Origin of the sequence: Rhizobium sp. WW22, assembly GCF_047041135.1 — a bacterium.
GTDB lineage: Bacteria > Pseudomonadota > Alphaproteobacteria > Rhizobiales > Rhizobiaceae > Rhizobium.
In genome coordinates, this window is record NZ_CP178199.1 from 1,098,899 (window position 1) to 1,115,416 (window position 16,518).

17 protein-coding genes are annotated in these 16,518 nt (G+C 58.2%); 7 read left to right on the forward strand and 10 right to left on the reverse strand.

Annotation, left to right across the window (positions count from 1 at the left end; translation table 11 throughout):
- Window positions 1–72 precede the first annotated feature (72 nt).
- From ACK83U_RS24035 to ACK83U_RS24045, 3 genes are read left to right on the forward strand one after another with little or no spacing between them, the layout of a single operon-like run.
- The gene (locus tag ACK83U_RS24035; RefSeq protein WP_112603610.1) at window positions 73–1,008 is read left to right on the forward strand and encodes a carbohydrate ABC transporter permease; all 936 of its coding nucleotides are present in this window, start codon (window positions 73–75) and stop codon (window positions 1,006–1,008) included.
- 3 nt (window positions 1,009–1,011) lie between these two features.
- Window positions 1,012–1,842: a carbohydrate ABC transporter permease gene (locus ACK83U_RS24040; RefSeq protein ID WP_112603612.1), complete on the forward strand. Its 831-nt coding sequence runs from the start codon at window positions 1,012–1,014 to the stop codon at window positions 1,840–1,842.
- Window positions 1,843–1,846: 4 nt separating this feature from the next.
- Window positions 1,847–2,905 (forward strand): sn-glycerol-3-phosphate ABC transporter ATP-binding protein UgpC, encoded by a 1,059-nt coding sequence (locus ACK83U_RS24045; RefSeq protein ID WP_112603614.1) that lies wholly within the window; start codon window positions 1,847–1,849, stop codon window positions 2,903–2,905.
- Between the two features lie 21 nt (window positions 2,906–2,926).
- Here the strand turns inward: ACK83U_RS24045 and ACK83U_RS24050 are convergent, their stop codons facing one another.
- Window positions 2,927–4,072, reverse strand: coding sequence for a M24 family metallopeptidase (locus ACK83U_RS24050; RefSeq protein WP_112603616.1), 1,146 nt, complete (start codon window positions 4,070–4,072; stop codon window positions 2,927–2,929).
- Window positions 4,073–4,293: 221 nt separating this feature from the next.
- On the opposite strand from ACK83U_RS24050, the gene ACK83U_RS24055 reads away from it, so the two are divergent.
- The 4 genes from ACK83U_RS24055 to ACK83U_RS24070 all read left to right on the forward strand — a co-directional run bounded on the left by ACK83U_RS24055 (window position 4,294) and on the right by ACK83U_RS24070 (window position 6,563).
- Window positions 4,294–4,521, forward strand: a complete 228-nt coding sequence (locus ACK83U_RS24055; protein WP_112603618.1) for a DUF1127 domain-containing protein — start codon at window positions 4,294–4,296, stop codon at window positions 4,519–4,521.
- A gap of 70 nt (window positions 4,522–4,591) precedes the next feature.
- Window positions 4,592–5,443 (forward strand): helix-turn-helix transcriptional regulator, encoded by an 852-nt coding sequence (locus ACK83U_RS24060; protein WP_112603620.1) that lies wholly within the window; start codon window positions 4,592–4,594, stop codon window positions 5,441–5,443.
- A gap of 82 nt (window positions 5,444–5,525) precedes the next feature.
- Entirely contained in the window at window positions 5,526–5,687 is a 162-nt protein-coding gene (locus tag ACK83U_RS24065; RefSeq protein ID WP_412474892.1) for a hypothetical protein, read from the forward strand.
- 261 nt (window positions 5,688–5,948) lie between these two features.
- Window positions 5,949–6,563 (forward strand): hypothetical protein, encoded by a 615-nt coding sequence (locus tag ACK83U_RS24070; RefSeq protein ID WP_112603622.1) that lies wholly within the window; start codon window positions 5,949–5,951, stop codon window positions 6,561–6,563.
- Between the two features lie 770 nt (window positions 6,564–7,333).
- On the opposite strand, the gene ACK83U_RS24075 is transcribed toward ACK83U_RS24070, so the two are convergent.
- The 9 genes from ACK83U_RS24075 to ACK83U_RS24115 all read right to left on the reverse strand — a co-directional run bounded on the left by ACK83U_RS24075 (window position 7,334) and on the right by ACK83U_RS24115 (window position 16,516).
- Window positions 7,334–8,599 carry an ATP-binding protein gene (locus tag ACK83U_RS24075; RefSeq protein WP_112603624.1) on the reverse strand — a complete coding sequence of 422 codons (1,266 nt, stop codon included), beginning with the start codon at window positions 8,597–8,599 and terminating at the stop codon, window positions 7,334–7,336.
- Window positions 8,596–9,327 carry a response regulator gene (locus ACK83U_RS24080; protein ID WP_112604024.1) on the reverse strand — a complete coding sequence of 244 codons (732 nt, stop codon included), beginning with the start codon at window positions 9,325–9,327 and terminating at the stop codon, window positions 8,596–8,598. Before ACK83U_RS24080 ends, ACK83U_RS24075 begins: the two co-directional genes overlap by 4 nt.
- Window positions 9,328–9,552: 225 nt before the next feature.
- Complete coding sequence (locus ACK83U_RS24085; RefSeq protein WP_112603626.1) at window positions 9,553–10,602, reverse strand: hypothetical protein; 1,050 nt, start codon at window positions 10,600–10,602, stop codon at window positions 9,553–9,555.
- An 18-nt stretch (window positions 10,603–10,620) separates the two neighbouring features.
- A complete protein-coding gene (locus ACK83U_RS24090; RefSeq protein ID WP_112603628.1) occupies window positions 10,621–11,946 on the reverse strand; it encodes a glycosyltransferase family 4 protein in 1,326 nt (441 codons plus the stop codon).
- A gap of 43 nt (window positions 11,947–11,989) precedes the next feature.
- Window positions 11,990–12,853, reverse strand: coding sequence for an FkbM family methyltransferase (locus tag ACK83U_RS24095; RefSeq protein WP_412474893.1), 864 nt, complete (start codon window positions 12,851–12,853; stop codon window positions 11,990–11,992).
- Between the two features lie 122 nt (window positions 12,854–12,975).
- Window positions 12,976–14,148: a polysaccharide biosynthesis/export family protein gene (locus ACK83U_RS24100; RefSeq protein WP_112411375.1), complete on the reverse strand. Its 1,173-nt coding sequence runs from the start codon at window positions 14,146–14,148 to the stop codon at window positions 12,976–12,978.
- A gap of 57 nt (window positions 14,149–14,205) precedes the next feature.
- Window positions 14,206–14,790, reverse strand: coding sequence for a helix-turn-helix transcriptional regulator (locus tag ACK83U_RS24105; protein ID WP_412474894.1), 585 nt, complete (start codon window positions 14,788–14,790; stop codon window positions 14,206–14,208).
- Window positions 14,787–15,218: a hypothetical protein gene (locus ACK83U_RS24110; protein ID WP_412474895.1), complete on the reverse strand. Its 432-nt coding sequence runs from the start codon at window positions 15,216–15,218 to the stop codon at window positions 14,787–14,789. The genes ACK83U_RS24105 and ACK83U_RS24110 overlap by 4 nt, the downstream gene beginning before the upstream one ends.
- Before the next feature lie 650 nt (window positions 15,219–15,868).
- A complete protein-coding gene (locus ACK83U_RS24115; RefSeq protein ID WP_165915257.1) occupies window positions 15,869–16,516 on the reverse strand; it encodes an ATP-binding cassette domain-containing protein in 648 nt (215 codons plus the stop codon).
- Window positions 16,517–16,518 lie beyond the last annotated feature (2 nt).

A 16,518-nucleotide genomic window follows, 5' to 3' on the forward strand; every position in this document is an offset into this window, starting at 1 on the left:
GAGCGATCCGCCGCCATCTCTGCCCACTTGAAACAGACGGCGTTCGAACGCCGCGAATGGGAACCCTAGCAGATGACTTCGATCACCGACACGCTCGACAGGCGTCACGACCGCAGGCCGTGGCTGAAGCGCCTCGCCGAAGCATCGGAACCGTATCTTTACAGCGCCCCTGCCCTGACCCTCATCATCGCCGTGATGCTGGTGCCGCTGGCAATCGGCATATCCTACGCCTTCCGCGATATTCAGCTGCTCAATCCGTTTTCCGGCGGCTTCATCGGCCTGGAGCATTTTCGCGATCTCTCCAAGGATAAGGCCTTCTACTGGGCACTGAAGAATACGCTTTGGTGGACGGGCGCTTCCGTGATGCTGCAGTTCATCTTTGGGCTGATCCTGGCACTTCTTTTGGACAAACCCTTCTTCGGCAGATCGATCGTTCAGGCGCTCGTGTTCCTGCCCTGGGCCGTTCCCTCTTTCCTCGCCGGTCTCAACTGGTCCTGGCTGTTCAATCCGGTCATCGGCCCGATCCCGCATTGGCTTTATGCCATGGGCCTGATGAACGAGCCGAACAACATCCTCTCGGACCCGAATTATGCAATGTGGGGGCCGATCATCGCCAATGTCTGGTGGGGTATTCCCTTCTTCGCGATCACGCTTCTGGCGGCACTGCAGGCGATACCGCGCGATCTCTATGAGGCGGCTTCGATCGACGGCGCCGGCTGGCTCGAGCGCTTCCGCTCAATCACGCTTCCCTTCCTCGCACCGACCATCGCCATCACGGTCCTCCTGCGCACTGTCTGGGTGTCCAACTTCGCCGATCTGATCGTCGTCATGACGGGCGGCGGGCCGGCTGACCGCACGCAGATCGTTGCCAGCTACATCTTCACGCAGGCCTTCAAACGGTTGGATTTCGGCTATGCCTCGGCCATTGCGCTGGTGTTGCTGGTCCTCCTGCTTGCCTATTCCATGCTGATCATCCTGCTGCGGCAGACCCTGCTGAACAAGGATTGAGCCATGAGACGATCCGTCCTCCCAACCGTCGCGCATCGCCTGGCAATTCTTTGCTACGTCGTCTTCGCGCTCTTCCCGCTCTTCTGGCTGCTGAAAGTGTCGGTGACGCCGAACGATCTGCTCTATACCGAGGGCGTGCGCATGTGGCCGTCGCGCACGACCTGGGAACACTATGCCTTCGTGCTGCAGCACAGCGACTTCCCGACCTTCTTCAAGAACAGCCTGATCGTCTCCGCCTCGACGGCAATTGCCGTGACCTTCTGTGCGTCGCTCTCCGGCTATGCTCTCTCGCGCTTCAATTTCCGCGCCAAATACTGGATCGTGGCGCTGATGCTGCTGACGCAGATGTTTCCGCTGGTCATGCTTGTGGCACCGATCTTCAAGATCCTGACGCCGCTGCATCTGACCAACAGCCTGACCGGCCTTGTTGTCGTCTACACAGCCTTCAACGTGCCCTTCGCCACCTTCCTGATGCAGTCCTTCTTCGACGGCATTCCGAAGGATCTGGAAGAGGCAGCCATGATCGACGGCGCAACGCAGTTCACGGCTTTCCGGCAGATCATCCTGCCGCTGACGCTGCCCGGTATCGCAGCCACCCTCGGCTTCGTCTTCACGGCGGCATGGAGCGAGCTTCTCTTTGCGCTGATGCTCATCAACGGCAATCAGGCTGCGACCTTCCCGGTCGGGCTTCTCACCTTCGTCTCGAAATTCTCGGTGGATTTCGGACAGATGATGGCGGCGGGCGTCATGGCACTCATTCCGGCGGCCCTCTTCTTCCTGCTCATCCAACGCTATCTCGTGCAGGGCCTGACGGCCGGCGCGGTCAAGGGTTAGTCATATGGCATCGATCGATATTCAGAACGTCAAGAAAGCCTACGGCCACGTGCAGGTGCTGCATGACATCGATCTCAGGATCAAGGACGGCGAGTTTGTCGTCCTCGTCGGTCCTTCCGGATGTGGCAAATCTACGCTTCTCAGGATGATTGCCGGCCTTGAGGACATCAGCGGCGGCGAAATCCGCATTGCCGACAATCGTGTCAACGAGCTGCATCCGAAAGACCGCGACATTGCCATGGTCTTCCAGTCCTATGCGCTCTATCCGCATATGAATGTGGCCGGCAATATGAGCTACAGCCTGCGGCTGCGGAAGGTGGCCAAGGATGGCATTGCCAAGGCTGTCGCCGGCGCGGCATCAAAGCTCGGTCTCGATCCGCTACTGGAGCGCCGCCCAAAAGCGCTTTCCGGTGGCCAACGCCAGCGCGTCGCCATGGGCCGCGCCATCGTTCGCCAGCCGAAGGCCTTTCTCTTCGATGAGCCGCTATCGAATCTCGATGCTCGACTGCGCGAGCAGATGCGCGCTGAAATCAAGAAGTTGCATGGCGATCTTAAAGCGACGTCGATCTATGTCACTCACGATCAGATCGAGGCGATGACGCTGGCGGATCGCATCGTCGCTATGCATGGCGGGGTCGTTCAGCAGGTCGGCAGCCCGCTCGAACTCTACGATCGTCCCGCTAACCTCTTCGTCGCCGGCTTCATTGGATCGCCCGGCATGAACTTTCTTGATGCAACTTATGAGGGCAATGCCGTCAAGCTCAAGGATGGCACGCTCGTTTCGCTTCCGGAGCCGCTAAAATTGGCAACCGCTGCGAAGGTCACGCTCGGCATTCGGCCGGAGCATGTCGTGCTGTCGTCCAACCCGTCCGACATGGCCGCCATCGTCGAACTCATCGAACCCACCGGCTTCGGCATCATCCTGCATCTTTCGCTGCACGGCCTGCCGTTCAAGGTGTTCACCTTGGATCGCACCGCTTTGAGCGCGGGCACGCAGGTACACGTCGCCTTCCCGGCGCAGCATCTGCATGTCTTCGATGGAGATGGAAAGAGGGCGGCTTGACGGCCGCCCCGATTAAAATTCTCAGCTCGCGAACGGTTCGGTCGGCCCGCTGGACGGCTGCGTGAACCAGTGCGGCCCATCCGAGGCCATATAGATGTGATCCTCGAGTCGAATGCCGAATTTCTTCGGAAAGACGATCATCGGCTCGTTTGAGAAGCACATTCCGGCCTCAAGCACCGTCGCGTTGCCGCGCACAATGTAAGGCTCCTCATGAATTTCCAGACCAAGGCCGTGACCGGCACGATGCGGCAGTCCCGGCAGCTTGTAGTCGGGGCCAAGCGAGTGTCTGGCAAGCACCGCGCGGGCCGCATCGTCCAGGCTGGAGCAGGCAGCGCCCAGCTTTGCCGCGTCGAAAACGGCCTGCTGCGCCTCGCGTTCGATCGCCCAGGCATCTTCGAAGGCGCTGTCGCCGCTCTCCAACTTGTATGTGCGGGTGAGGTCGGAATGATAGCCGTCGATGCGGGCGCCCGTATCCACTAAGATGACGTCGTCTTCGCCAAGCGTCTGGTCGCCATCGGCGCCGTGTGGCAGGGACGTGGCTTCGCCGAAGGATACGATGCAGAAGGTCGAGCCGCCATCGGCGCCCGCCTCGCGATGCCACCGGTCAATGAATTTGACGACTTCCGATGCGCGAATTCCCGGCTTGAGCATGGCATGGGCCTGTTTGTGCACGTCCAGCGTCAGGTTCATGGCGTATTGAATGAGCGCGATTTCGGCTGGGGACTTGATCCGGCGCAGGCCATTGATGATCGGCCCGCCATTCACAAGCCTTTCAGCTCCAAGCTCGACGGCCAGCGCGTTGTAGAAGTAAAGCGGCATGTTGTCGTCGAGCGCCAAGATGCCCTTATCTCCCAGCGCACGGGCTATGAGTGCCGCGCTGCTCTCTTCCTCCTGCCATTCAAGAATTTCGGCCGGCAGATGCGGCAGGGTTTCCACCCTGCTGCGCTCGAAGCCCGGAACGATGTAATAGAGCTCTGTCGGCGTTACTAGCGCGCCGAGAAACCGCTCGCTTGCATGCCAGACTAGGCCGGTGAAATAGCGGAGGCTTTCGGTCGGCCCGAGCAACATACCGGCCCATCCATTCGCATCGAGCAGCTTTTGAAGGCTCGAAAGGCGCTGTTGTCTTTCCTCCGCTGAAATCCGGGGTACTGGGCGTTGCCACGACATTCCTACTCTCCTCAATACTCTTCGCTCTGCATAGCTTATCGTCACGCCATGCGGAGCGGTGCCGACACTATCGCTCCTGCAAGACGTATGTCGACAAAAAAAATACAAATGTGCCGCTTTCTCGAAGGTCGCTGCCAAGTTCGATAGCTAAATTATTTGACAGCGCGAGTACGGCTCCGGTGGTTCACTGCTCTCATCGAAGCAACCGATGGAGTATCACCATGCAAGCCACAAGCATCATCACTTCTTCCGAACAGGCCAGCACCTTCCGCAAGACTCGACCCGCGTCTTTCTCGACCTTGCTAGAGCTTGTACGTATGCTCGTACGCAAAATGGTCGAGCGCAGGAACCGCAATGCGCTTCTCGGGCTGTCGGACGATCAATTGAAAGACATTGGCCTTTCCCGCGGCCAGAATGGAAGCGATGTCCATATTTATAGCCGCTACTAAAAAGATGGCGCAGGATGTGTTAGGCTTCACTGGTGTGGCGGGCGTCAACGCCGGGATGGGGAGGTTCGGCATGTCAGAAATTACGACTGCCTTGCTGCTGAAGACGAAAACCGTCCTCATCCGCGATATCGTCTGCAATGGCGAATGCCGACATAAGAGCGATGAAGAGTGCGCCCACAAGACAAGCCTCGTCTATCCCTATCGTGGCGTTTTCAAGCGCCACGTCGACCAGAGTGATACCGTTGCGGAAGCAAACCAGGTATTATTCTTCAATAAGGGACAGGGATATCGGATCAGTCATCCCGTTGATGGTGGCGATTCATGTCTCGATTTCAGTATAGATGAGAGCGTCCTTCACGAGCTCGCGCCGAAAGAGCAGGTTCAGTCCGGCGAAAGCGTCATCTTTCGTCGACAGCGTCGACGCATAGATCCACGTGCGCAGGCACTCGTGGCGATGCTTCGCCATGGGCTCAGCCGCAATATAGCCGAGAGCCTGGAGGGCGAAACGCTGGCATTGACCCTAGTACGCCGCTCTCTCGGCGAACGTACGTCGCATGCGGCCGGCGCAAGTTCCGGCCGGCAGAAGCTTGTCGACCGGGCAAAGCTCGTTCTGTCCTCCGATCTTGCCCGCCGCTGGACGCTTGCAGAGATCGCAAAAGAAGTCGGCGTCTCGCCCGTCTATCTGACGCAAGTCTTCCAACAGGTAGAAGCCATTCCGCTTTATCGCTATCAGCTGCGCCTGCGGCTGGCACGCGCGCTCGATCTCCTCGGCGCCTATGACGACCTGACCATGCTCGGGCTCGATCTCGGCTTTTCCAGCCACAGCCATTTCAGTGCTGCGTTTAAACAGACTTACGGGCAGACACCGGCCGAATTTCAGCGTTCGGCGCAGCTGAAGCCGAAGCGCTACGCGGTTCGCTAAAGATTCCGACAGCGCCGACATGATGATCGGTGCCCTTATGATCCTACCCCGGCAAGGGGATCGATCAGGAAAGGATCACGATATGAAGAAAACAACATGTGCTGCCTGTGATTGTGAACTCGGCGCAGATACGATCAAGGTCAACCTTGGCGGCAAATCGGTCGAGGCATGCTGCGAGGAATGTGCGGCTGCCTTAAAAGAGGCAGATCAAGCGACGTCGGCAACTTCCGGAGCCAAGGAATAAGACACCAGGGGAGAGCTTCTAATCAAAAGGAGGCCCTCCCCATCCGCAAGCTGCAAATGGCTGCGCCTGTTCGTCATGACATCGGGACGTGAAATTAGGGCGAGAATAGAGGAAATTGTAATAAAGTATTGCTGTTGACCCATCAGCAAAATTCATTCGCAACATTCCCTTCGCGGGAAAAACTCAGAAATATAGCGACGTATTGCATTCATACGAGCGCTCTAGCTTTCGCAGCAGTTGTTCATAGCGAAGGCATTGATCATGAGGAAACGACTTATCGCTGCTGCATTGGTTGCAACGGCAATTGGCGCTACTGCCGCTTCGGCTTATGCCGCAGGTCCGGACATCGCATGCGACCAGCAAAAGCCTGTGGACGTCCAGATCGCTCAGCCGGATCCAGCTGGCCCGCCACCGGACGGCCGGGATTTCTGGGGCGGTCATCCCGAAGGGCCAATGATCGGCTTCGGCGGCGGCATGCCAATGCCGCCCGGTTTCCCGCATGGGCCGAATCCCGCCGTGATGATTGCCGGTAAGTTATCAGCGCTCGAAACGCTCATCGGTGTCCGCGGCAACCAGCTCGACGCATGGAGGGATTATACCGGTGCTCTGATCGATCTTCTCACCCCTCCGAAGCATGAGCCGCCCGAGCAGCGGGCTGCGGATGGGGCTGCGGCTCCCCCGACGGCCGATGGCGGCGACGGCCAAGTTCTGCTTTTCGGAGAGCGCCTAGCCGATCACATGCTGGATCGCGCTACCAAGGCCAAGGCTCTGAAGGACAAGGCTGCTGCCCTGCGCAACGTGCTGAATGCCGATCAGCTCGCCAAGCTGGAAGATGCTGAACGATCACTCGTCGCAGGTCCGCATCCATTCCATTGATCGATGAGGAGATGGGGCGAAAAGCCCCCTCGCCTTGCTACGGCGGACTATGTCCTCTCCGCTTCCATCCAATTGAGATCCCCCCGGACGCCTCAGCTGGCTGGAAGGAGCGGCCCGACAATGGGCCGAACGGTCCGGGAACGCCCCGCCCGGCGCTCCCGGACCAATGGCATGTGAGCACTGTGGTCGTTCTTCGAGGGAAGAAACGATGGCTTCGATAGATCCCCATCAACGGGCCGGAATGTGCCTCCACGCTCAATAAGGCTGGGATCGCCCGCTTCCTGAGAACAGGATGCCGAACACTATGGCATCTCAATGTTCCCGCATCTGCGGGTCCACAACGCGTCTTGCTGGACTTCGCAGCGACATTATCAAGAAACTGATATTTTCGAGAAAAATTGATGACCGTGGCCGAGAGCGAATCCGGCTTCGCCATTCGTGTTGGGGGCGTAATGGCGAAGCCGGGTATGCGGGGCGACCAAAGCTTGCTCGAGTCAAGCTGCTGATCGGCTGCAATTTTACATCAGTTGCCGGTCAGAGCATTTCGGAAGATTGCTGAAATGAGGCATTTCTACGAAATTTAATGTCTTGGCTTTTCCACTGCGGCGAATTACTTGATAAGTTCTGCAATCTTATTTTCAATATTGCTTCAAGTAAAGTTCCCGGGTGTTTTACCCAAGTAAAACCTTATGATAGCGCGAATGTACCGCCAGCTGCTCACGGCTTCGCGAAAGATGACGCTGCAACAATGAATCGGCTCGAGCCGCGCGCTAGCTGACGACCTTGGCCTCGGCGTTTTTGAACGATACGACCTGCTCCAAGCCGCGTGGCTGGCGGTTGCGTACCTTGATCTCGCCTCCGAACCGGTTGATGATTTCGCGCGCAATAGCCATCCCGAGACCGGCCCCCGGAAAAGACCTTTGTCTTGCGATATCGATCCTGAAGAAGGGTTCGAACACCTGGTTCAGCCGGTCCTCCGGAATGCCGGGGCCGGTATCGACAATGCGCACAACGGCTCTATCGCCAAGATGCGTCACCGTCACCATGGCCGACTGGCCGTGGGTCGCGGCGTTGATGAGCAAGTTTCGCAGGGCTCTTGTGATGGCGAGCGGGCCGGCGCAGATCGTTACCTGCTCCAGTTCGCCGCTCGCGATATTCATATCGATCGCCTTCAGCTCGGTAACGATATCGTCGACGATCTGGTCAAGCCTGACCTGCTCCAGGCTGTCCCTGGAGATCTCTTCCCGGACCAGCCCGATTGCGCTGTCGGCGATCCTGTCGAGCTCCGCGAGATCGGCAAGCCATTTACGACGCTCTTCGTCGTCCCGGATGAATTCCGCCCGCAGGCGCATGCGGGTCATTGGCGTCCGCAGATCGTGTCCGGCGGCAGCAACAAGGCGCATGCGACTTTCCGTTGCCGCCTTCACCCGGGCCGACAGGCTGTTGAGCGCCTGGGCCGTCGCGCGAATTTCACCTGGCCCGCTTTCCGCTATATGAGGCAGGGTGCCGTCGGGATTGACCGCCGCAATGGCCTCCTCCAGCAGACGTAGCGGCTTCATGATTTTCGATGCGGCAAAGATGGAAACCAGCACGCTGCCGACTATGATGAGACCGAGCCAGCCTACCAGGATCTTCCATCCGCCCGGCGGGGGTCCATGCTCCGGCAGCGGCATGATCAGCCAATTACCGTCGGAGAGCTTCAGGGACGCAATCATCTCGCCTGTCGATTGGCGCACTATGATGGCTTCGCGCATGCCCGCTATTCGAAGCAGCGCCTCCATCAGAAAGCGCGACAGCTCTTCATCGCGCTGGCCTTCAGCCGGCTTGTGAGCAACGACCAACCCCGCCGATGCCGCTGTGGTTCTGTCCTTCTCGGCAAAGGTAGCGAGAATGGAAAGCTGCCGCGCCATCCGTTCGACGGTCATATCCGGACGTGGCCCGCGCATGACAAGGCTTGCCACGAAGGACGAGGAAATGACAACCAGCACAATTGCCGTCATTAAAAGCAGCGCCAGCCGCGCACCAAGCGACCTCATGAATCGCCTTTAATGGCCATCACCGGGACAACCAGTTGATAACCACCGTTGCGGATCGTTCTGAAGATCGGATCTTCGGCTGTCTCGCCGAGCTTGCGGCGCAGTCGGCTCATCAGGACATCGATGGAACGGTCGGCGGGGTCGCGATCACGCCCTTGCGTGAGATCAAGCAATTGATCGCGCGACAGGAGCCGGCCTGCACGCTCCAGAAACGCCTTGAGAAGATCGAATTCGGCGCCAGTCAGCGAAATCGCCTCACCGCTGTCTCTACTAACCCTGCGAAGCTGCGGATCGAGCATCATGTTCGCAAATCGATAGCGCCTCTGTTCGGGCTCCGAGGACGAATCCTCATTCGTCCGACGCAGGACGGCGCGGATGCGCGCTGCCAATTCGCGTGGATTGAAAGGCTTGCCGAGGTAGTCGTCAGCACCGATCTCCAGGCCAAGAATGCGATCGATGTCCTCTTTCAAGGCGGTCAGCAGAATGACGGGCACGCGGGGGCGCCGGTTTCGCAGATCGCGGCAAAGATCGAGACCCGACCCATCCGGCAGCATAACGTCAAGAACGAGAAGATCGGGGTTCCGCCGGTTGAGCGCGTCGTTGCACCCGCGAAGATCGCTCGCCGTCGATACGCGAAAGCCCTGTTCCTCGAGATATCGGCTCAGGAGCGAGCGTATTTCATGATCGTCATCGACTATCAGAATATCCGGTGCGGCGCTCGCGTTCATAGGCTTCATTCCGTTTTCTCAATCCTTATACAAACTATGACTTCCCAGAAAAGAAGGACTTTGCGGCACCAATACGGAAATTTCCGCCGCGAAACATTGGTTTACAAAATTTCGGGCGCCAGAAACGCTGAGCAACAAAATAACGGGTGAAAAAGTGAATCCATTGGCCCGCGGGCGGCGCAGCAGCCCTGCTCGCATGCAGCTCTCCACGACATGAGCCGATTGTCAGGCCGCTCGCAGCCACTCGACGCTCCAAGCGGAAAGACGCCCCTCGATGGCGCCGCTATCCATCATCAATCGGATTTCGATCGGGGCACGCGGATCGACAACATCGATCGGCACTGCCGCTTCGAATGAGCCGGTGCCTTGCGGGCACACGCGCAGGCGGCCGAGCAATTCGGCAGCATGTACCTCTAGGGTGAAGATCTGCCCCTGGCAGTCTTCGTCGACATCGAAGATGAATTTCGCATTCCAGCGCCCCGTCGGCAGGTGAAGATAGGGGCCATAGATGAGGCAGCGGGCTCCGCCGGTGAGATCGACAAGATCGTCCAGAGCCTGCCCCAAACTATCGCCTGATAGGAACGCCTCTTGCGGCCAGAAGACGGTGCTCGGGGCTTTACGGCGGTCGAATTCGAGGGGACGGAGAACCTTCCTTGCCGTCTCGCGCAGTCCCTCGCTGACCTCCGGAACCGCCTCCTGCGGTGTCAGATAGCCCGCAATGACAGCCGCGGCGGCTTCCTCCAGTTTCGGTGCTTTATGCGGTGGTTGTCCGGCAGGCGCCATGCCGACATGCAGCAGCGCGTTGGCTATCTGCTCCAGTTTAAGATCGGTGCTGAAATGCCGGTCTATGGTCTTCAGCAATAGATCTATGCTGCCCTTTTGATCGACATCGCCGCGACGTAAGACCAACGCCCCGGAAGCGCCCGCAAGCGGCTCAAGGCAGGCAAGGCTTGCCGAAACAGCCCTGACCAAACCGATATCTCGCTGCCCGGTCGCACGAGCGAGGTAGGAAACAGCGTCGAGGGGATCTTCGAGAAATAACAGAAACGGCACGTTGACCCTGAGGATCAGTTCCGATAGCCGTGCTTCGGGAAACTGCGAGACGAGAACGGCATGCGCGCCCGATCGCGCGAGGACATGCTGCTTGAGATCCTCCACAGTATCGGTGGCAATGACCGCATAATCGCCGAAGGCTTCGCGAGCCAGGGCGTGAACCGCTGCAACGCCCCAGGAAGACATGACCCCCGGCATTCCGAAAGCAAAGAGGATGGTCACGACGCGCTCCTCGTTTGATTATCCGTTGAAGAGGCTGTCATAAAGCGAGCCAACCCTCTGTTGATATCGATCCGGCGAAAAGCGCGCTGCCTGCCTAGGGCCGGATTTGGCAAAAGAGGCGCACAACCCGTCGTCCTGATCCAGGCTGACGATCGCCTTGCGCATCTCTTCCGTATCATAGGGATCGACCAGCAGCGCCGCATTCCCGGCTATCTCGGGAATTGATCCCTCCGTGGAGCTCAGAACAGGCGTTCCAAGCTGCATGGATTCAAGTACGGGCAGCCCGAAGCCTTCATAAAGCGAAGGAAATAGCACCGCACGCGCTCCCCTGATCAGGCTGATCAGCAAGGGATAGGACACGAAGTCGAAACGCTGGATCTGTCGTTGAGGCAGGATGCGGTCCTCCGCGCGAAGATAGAAGCGGAAGCGGTCGTCATCGATCAGCTGCTGCGTCTCGGCACCCTTCCAGCCGGGGGCACCGACAATGATGAGCGGCTTGTCCGTCTTTGCGGCAAGATAGGCTTCGATCAGCCGAGAGATGTTCTTTTTCGGCTCGAAAGCGCCGAAGAAAAGGAAATAGCCCTTCCAATCGAGATGGAAGATGCCGGCGACCTCGTCCGCCACAACGTCGTCCGGCTTCTCGCGAAGCCGCTCCGGCACCTGAACGGCCTGGTAGGTATTGCTGACCCGCGCCTCGTCGACGCCGAGAACCTTGATGATATCGGCCCGCGACGTTTCCGATACCGTCACGATGTGATCCGCTCGCCGGACCAGAGAGCGCAGCATCTTGTAGTGATAGCGCTTGTTGTCCTCAGTCAGATAAGGCAGCCGCAAGGGAACCAAATCGTGGATCGTGTAGACATTCAACGCCCGTTTTGCCGCGATCGGCATCGGATAGGTGCAATGAAGAAGATCGGGCTGCGTCTCGAACTTCATGATCAGATTGTTGCCGTAACGCTTGAAATGATGGCGCGCGAGCTGGAACAAATCGTTGGCGGCATAAATGGTGTCGGCCGCACCAAGTTGCGATTGAAGCGATTTCACAATGACGGTGCCGCTCAAAGGGATCGGAACCGGAGTGATGCCGAACGGGGCGGCGATGCGGCGCCGCAGCCAGCGCTTTGCGACCGAAATCGTTCCGGGGACTTGAGCGCTGGCGTCATCGAAGAGGAGCACTTCCCGCAAAACTGGGTCCGTCGGAACGTTTCCGGGAATTCCATGGACCACGCCCGTCCGATAGCCGAGGGACTGGGCCGTCGCCATCAGGCCACGGGTATAGGTCGCAACCCCGGTGCCCTTCTTGAGAGAAAGATTGAGACCGTCGTAAAGGATCGTCTGGCTCATTCCTATCTCTCCCTCAGCATTTGGGAACTCTCACCACTCTCGATCAAGCCGGCTTGTCGCGCGAAAGAACGAGCAGCGAATCGTCGGCCCCGTATTTCGAAAGCAGGTCTTCGCTGGTGATGGGAACTGCCTCGCCACTGAAATCGAGACGCCGCATCGATCCGTAGATGCTGGCAAGCCGTTCGAGAAAACCGGATGCGTCGGCATAGCGGGCAGGATTGAATTCGACCACGAGCATTGGCTTATGGCGGGCAATGGTCTTGGCCATTCCTTCGAGTATCATCTCCTCCGCTCCCTCCGCGTCGATCTTGATGAAATCGACGCGCGAGCAAGCGGCGCTCATCCCATCGAGGGTTGTCACGGGGACCTTGATGACAACGCCGTCCTGTGGGCGAGGTTGAAACATTTCCGAAACGATCTGCGCATTCTTCGGTTCGCTATGGGGAACATATAAAGAGGCGTCTCCCGATATCGTTGCACCGAGCGCCGATGTTTCGATCCTCGTCCGTCCGAGCAGCCCGTTGAGCTCGACGCTGCGACGCAGGAAATCGGCGGCATGGGGATTGGGCTCGACGGCGATCAATTCGCCCCTTGTGCCGACGAGTTCGGCAAGCAGAAGGGAGTAATAGCCAAAATTCGCACCGACATCGATCGCGGTCATGCCGCGCTTGACGTTGCGCGCGCAGAACAGCGTCAGCCAGATTTCCCAAAAGCCGTCCAGAAGAACATGGGATCCGAAACCTCTGTCTCGGGTGTCCACATAGAGCTTGTAGCGACCGAGTACACGCACCAAAGCGGTGTGGTTTCCAAGGTAGGCGCTGTTCACGCGCTGCAAGATGGCCGTTTCGGCCTGATGCCGATCGAACGCCATCAATTCATGAAGATGTAGCAGTGCCGAAGAACTCATCGTACCTCTCTCGTTCCAGCATGCCCGTAATGCATTCCGCAAGCCGGGCAGCATCAGGAAACTCCCTCGATCGCAGCGAGATCATCCGCCTCCGGCCGTTCCAGGCACTTGCTCCGTCGTCTTCAGTTTGCTGCCGACGCGGAGATGCCGACCGATGCCGCCGACAGAGCCGTCCCGGTAACCCCCTGGAAGAGGCCCATGAATTTCTGAATATCGACCGACGAGGCATTGGAGATATAAATTATATCTCGCGGCTGAACCTCGAAGTTCTGCATTGCAAGCAGCGTCGAGCCGTTCTTCAGGTTGAACCGGTAGACGATCGGGACAGGTCCACCACGGCGCAGCAACGGATTGCTCGGCGCAACGATGCGGCGGGCAACCTCAATCGGCTCGTAGCGGAAAAGGAAGACGCCAGAAGCATCGGCGCGGCTATCCTGCAAGCCTCCCGCACGTGCAACGGCGTTCGCCATGGTCAAATGCTGAACGCTGAAGGGGACTTCGCCACTCTGACCTGATGCGCCAAGAATCGTGTAGGTAACCGGCTCGCGCACCACCGTAACGACGTCTTCGGGCCGCAATCTCACGTTTTCGCGCGGATTTTGAACAATCGCGGTAAAAGGCAGATGCATGGTTCGTCCGCCGCGCGTCAGGTAGACGACGCTGTCGTTGACGCCGGCGCGCAATCCTCCCGCCGCGGCAATAGCATCGAGCACCCGGCTGCCGGCGGGCGAAAGCGCGACGCGTGCACCGCCGGCCACCTCGCCCGTAACCGTGACGGTGTTCGATGAGCTTTGCTGGACGGTCACCAATGCCTGTGGCTGCACCGCCTTGCCCGTTAGGCCGGAAACCACCGCCTTTTCCACCGAAGCTGGCGTGCGGCCGGCAGCCGTGATCCGGCCCACATAGGGAATACTGATCGTGCCATCGCTGTTGATGGTTTGCGGCGGGATCGTCACCGAACTGCCGGTCGCCTGTTGCTGACCCGAAGCGCTCGAGGCCATCCCGAACAAACTTCCGGGTGGTGCTTCCCAGAGGCTGACCGAGACAACGTCCCCCACCGCGATCCTTAAGCCAGGATCACGTGCGCCCTGGCCGAAATAGGCGGCAAAGCTGGCTTCAGGTCGCGCAACGCTCTTGACCATCGCCGTCGATGCCACATCGACCACCGCGAATGGCGGCATGGCGCGCGCAGCTGCCTCCTCCAATATGCGGGAGGCCTTGGGGCCGGCCTCCGGTAATCCACAGCCCGTAAGAACGCAGGCAAGAACGCACAATAATCCGAACTTCAACGGCATCGATGATCCTGATTGGCATGGAGGCAGTTTTGACGAGGCAACATCGTGCCAAGCAGGCTAGGCCGTTCCGGCATTGTCGCTACGCTCCCGGGAAAAACGAAGGATCGACGATGGGCTGGAGCCGTAGGCGTGTTTGTAGAGCACGGAGAATCGCCCGGGATTGGAGAATTGCAGGCTCATGGCAAGATCGGTGATGCTTTCGGCCTGACCACCCTTGATAGCGCCATGCGCTGCGGCCAACCGGTAATTGCAAAGGATTCCCATCGGCGTATCGCCGCGATAGGTCTTGAACATGCGTTGCAGCGCGCGCGGGCTGCAGCTCGCGGCGTGCGCGAGATCCTCCAGCATGATGGCATTATGCAGATTGTCGCGCATGAACGCCTCTGCCCTCAGGAGCTGTCGCGGCGCGTTATCCAAGGTGCCGCGATTGAAGGCATCGGACAGATTGTGCGGCAGCTTGGCAAACAGCTTCACCAGCAGGAGCTCGCCGTAGGCCTTGGCGAGCATCATTCGCTCCGTCTGGCGCGCAGTCGTCAGATCCTTTTCGGCCTGGCGCAATGTCTGATAGAGCCCCTGTGCACCACCTTGGCGGAAGCTTACCGGTGCCAGCGCAAATTCCTGCACGTAGGGCTTGCCGGTCAACTCTTCAAAGTGCTGCCGAATAACCGCTTCTGGGATCTGAAACAGCAGCCAGGAGCTGCGCGGCTTGATTTCGATGCGCTTGCCGGCACGATCACTGATGCTCGCGACATAGTTGGCGGAATCCGGAGGGATTTCTGCATTCGCCGATGATTGATCTCTATTTCTCCGGCGAGAACGAAGACGATGCTGACGCGCGGCAAATCCTGTTTGGCGATACCTTCCAGGCCCGCCGAATGCTCGGCGCTTATGATCGATGCTGACTGAAGGGGTTGCTTGCTGAATTTGAAGGAATAGTCGCCAGAAGTTTCTGAGGGAACAGACCATTTCCAGTTTGGCTCAAGCATGTCGAGATTACGAATGATTGCATCACGGGAATACACCTCGAAAGTACCCACGCATTGCTCGACAACTCTTTCCAACATCGCCATCCGCTATTCCTACTCAAAATCTCAAGTTGTATATTAGCAATTGCTAACACGTGATTTCTATCTAGGCTACACTTTTTCCAGCGTTCGTTATGACGACTCCATCATCCCGTTCCCGCGGCTACGAAGTTGCGGGATCATTTAGCGTAAGTTGCATTACCTGTCTTTAAATTAGCACGACGAATTTTAGCGCAACAGTACAGATAGTGACAATGTTATACAGAATCCTACCAGTTCACAGCTCGACTGAACGTTGAATTCCCAAAGCGACGAGATCGGACAAAATACAGCCCTACCGGACAATATAATCGGAGCCCTACGGGTTTGGGTTGCAGAGGTAGCCAGTTGTTTCTGCGAATAGACTTATCGTAAGACAGTTAACTCGGCCCGGTCCTTTAGGTTGCAGCGGGCGATGGAACTTGATGGTGCCGTGGCCGATGGTCGATTGCTTCACCACGGTATTTTCAATTATCCTAATTTATCTAGAGGTTTAGATGTGCAAGCCTCTGACGACACGCGAAGCTCTCGCCTCTCCTTTGGCGGAGCGCGCAAAGGTAGCGAAATGTCGCCGGCTGCCGTCCGTTATTGTGTCAATTTGCAATGGTCGCGTGCACTATTGTTGCCGATCAACACAACCAAGACGTCGATCCGGCCTACAATGTGGAGTAGATGCGAAACGCCGCCTCAATATCGTTGAACACGCGACCCCGGCCATTCTTCAACACGAGCGCCGACGTGCATAAATCACCGATCACGTTGAGATTATGTCCCACAATGATCATCGAGCGATCCTTGCGCTTGACGAAAAGCTCCTCGAAGCTACGCGTTTGGAAGCGTTTGTCCCCGACGGCCAGCACCTCATCGATGAGATAGCAATCAAAATCGATGGCAAGCGACATTCCAAACGCCAGCCGGGCCCGCATGCCCGAGGAATAGGTTCTGAGAGGCATGCGCAGATAGCGGCCAAGTTCGCTGAAATCCTCTACCAGATCACGAATTTCGTTGAACGGCTTATCATAGATGCGTGAGAGGAAGCGCATGCAGTCGAATCCGGTCATCGAACCACCGAAGCCACCGCTCAGGGCGATTGGCCACGACATCGACATGTTGCGCACGACCTTACCCGAGGTCGGCTCCTCTATCCCCGCAATCATGCGCACCAGGGTCGATTTGCCGGCGCCATTGTGCCCGAGCACGGCGATCTTCTCGCCGCGGCCGATCTTGAATGACACGCCGTCAACTACGCGGCGCATCCGGCCGTTTACTTCATATTCTTTGACGAGATCGAATACCCCGACGATGC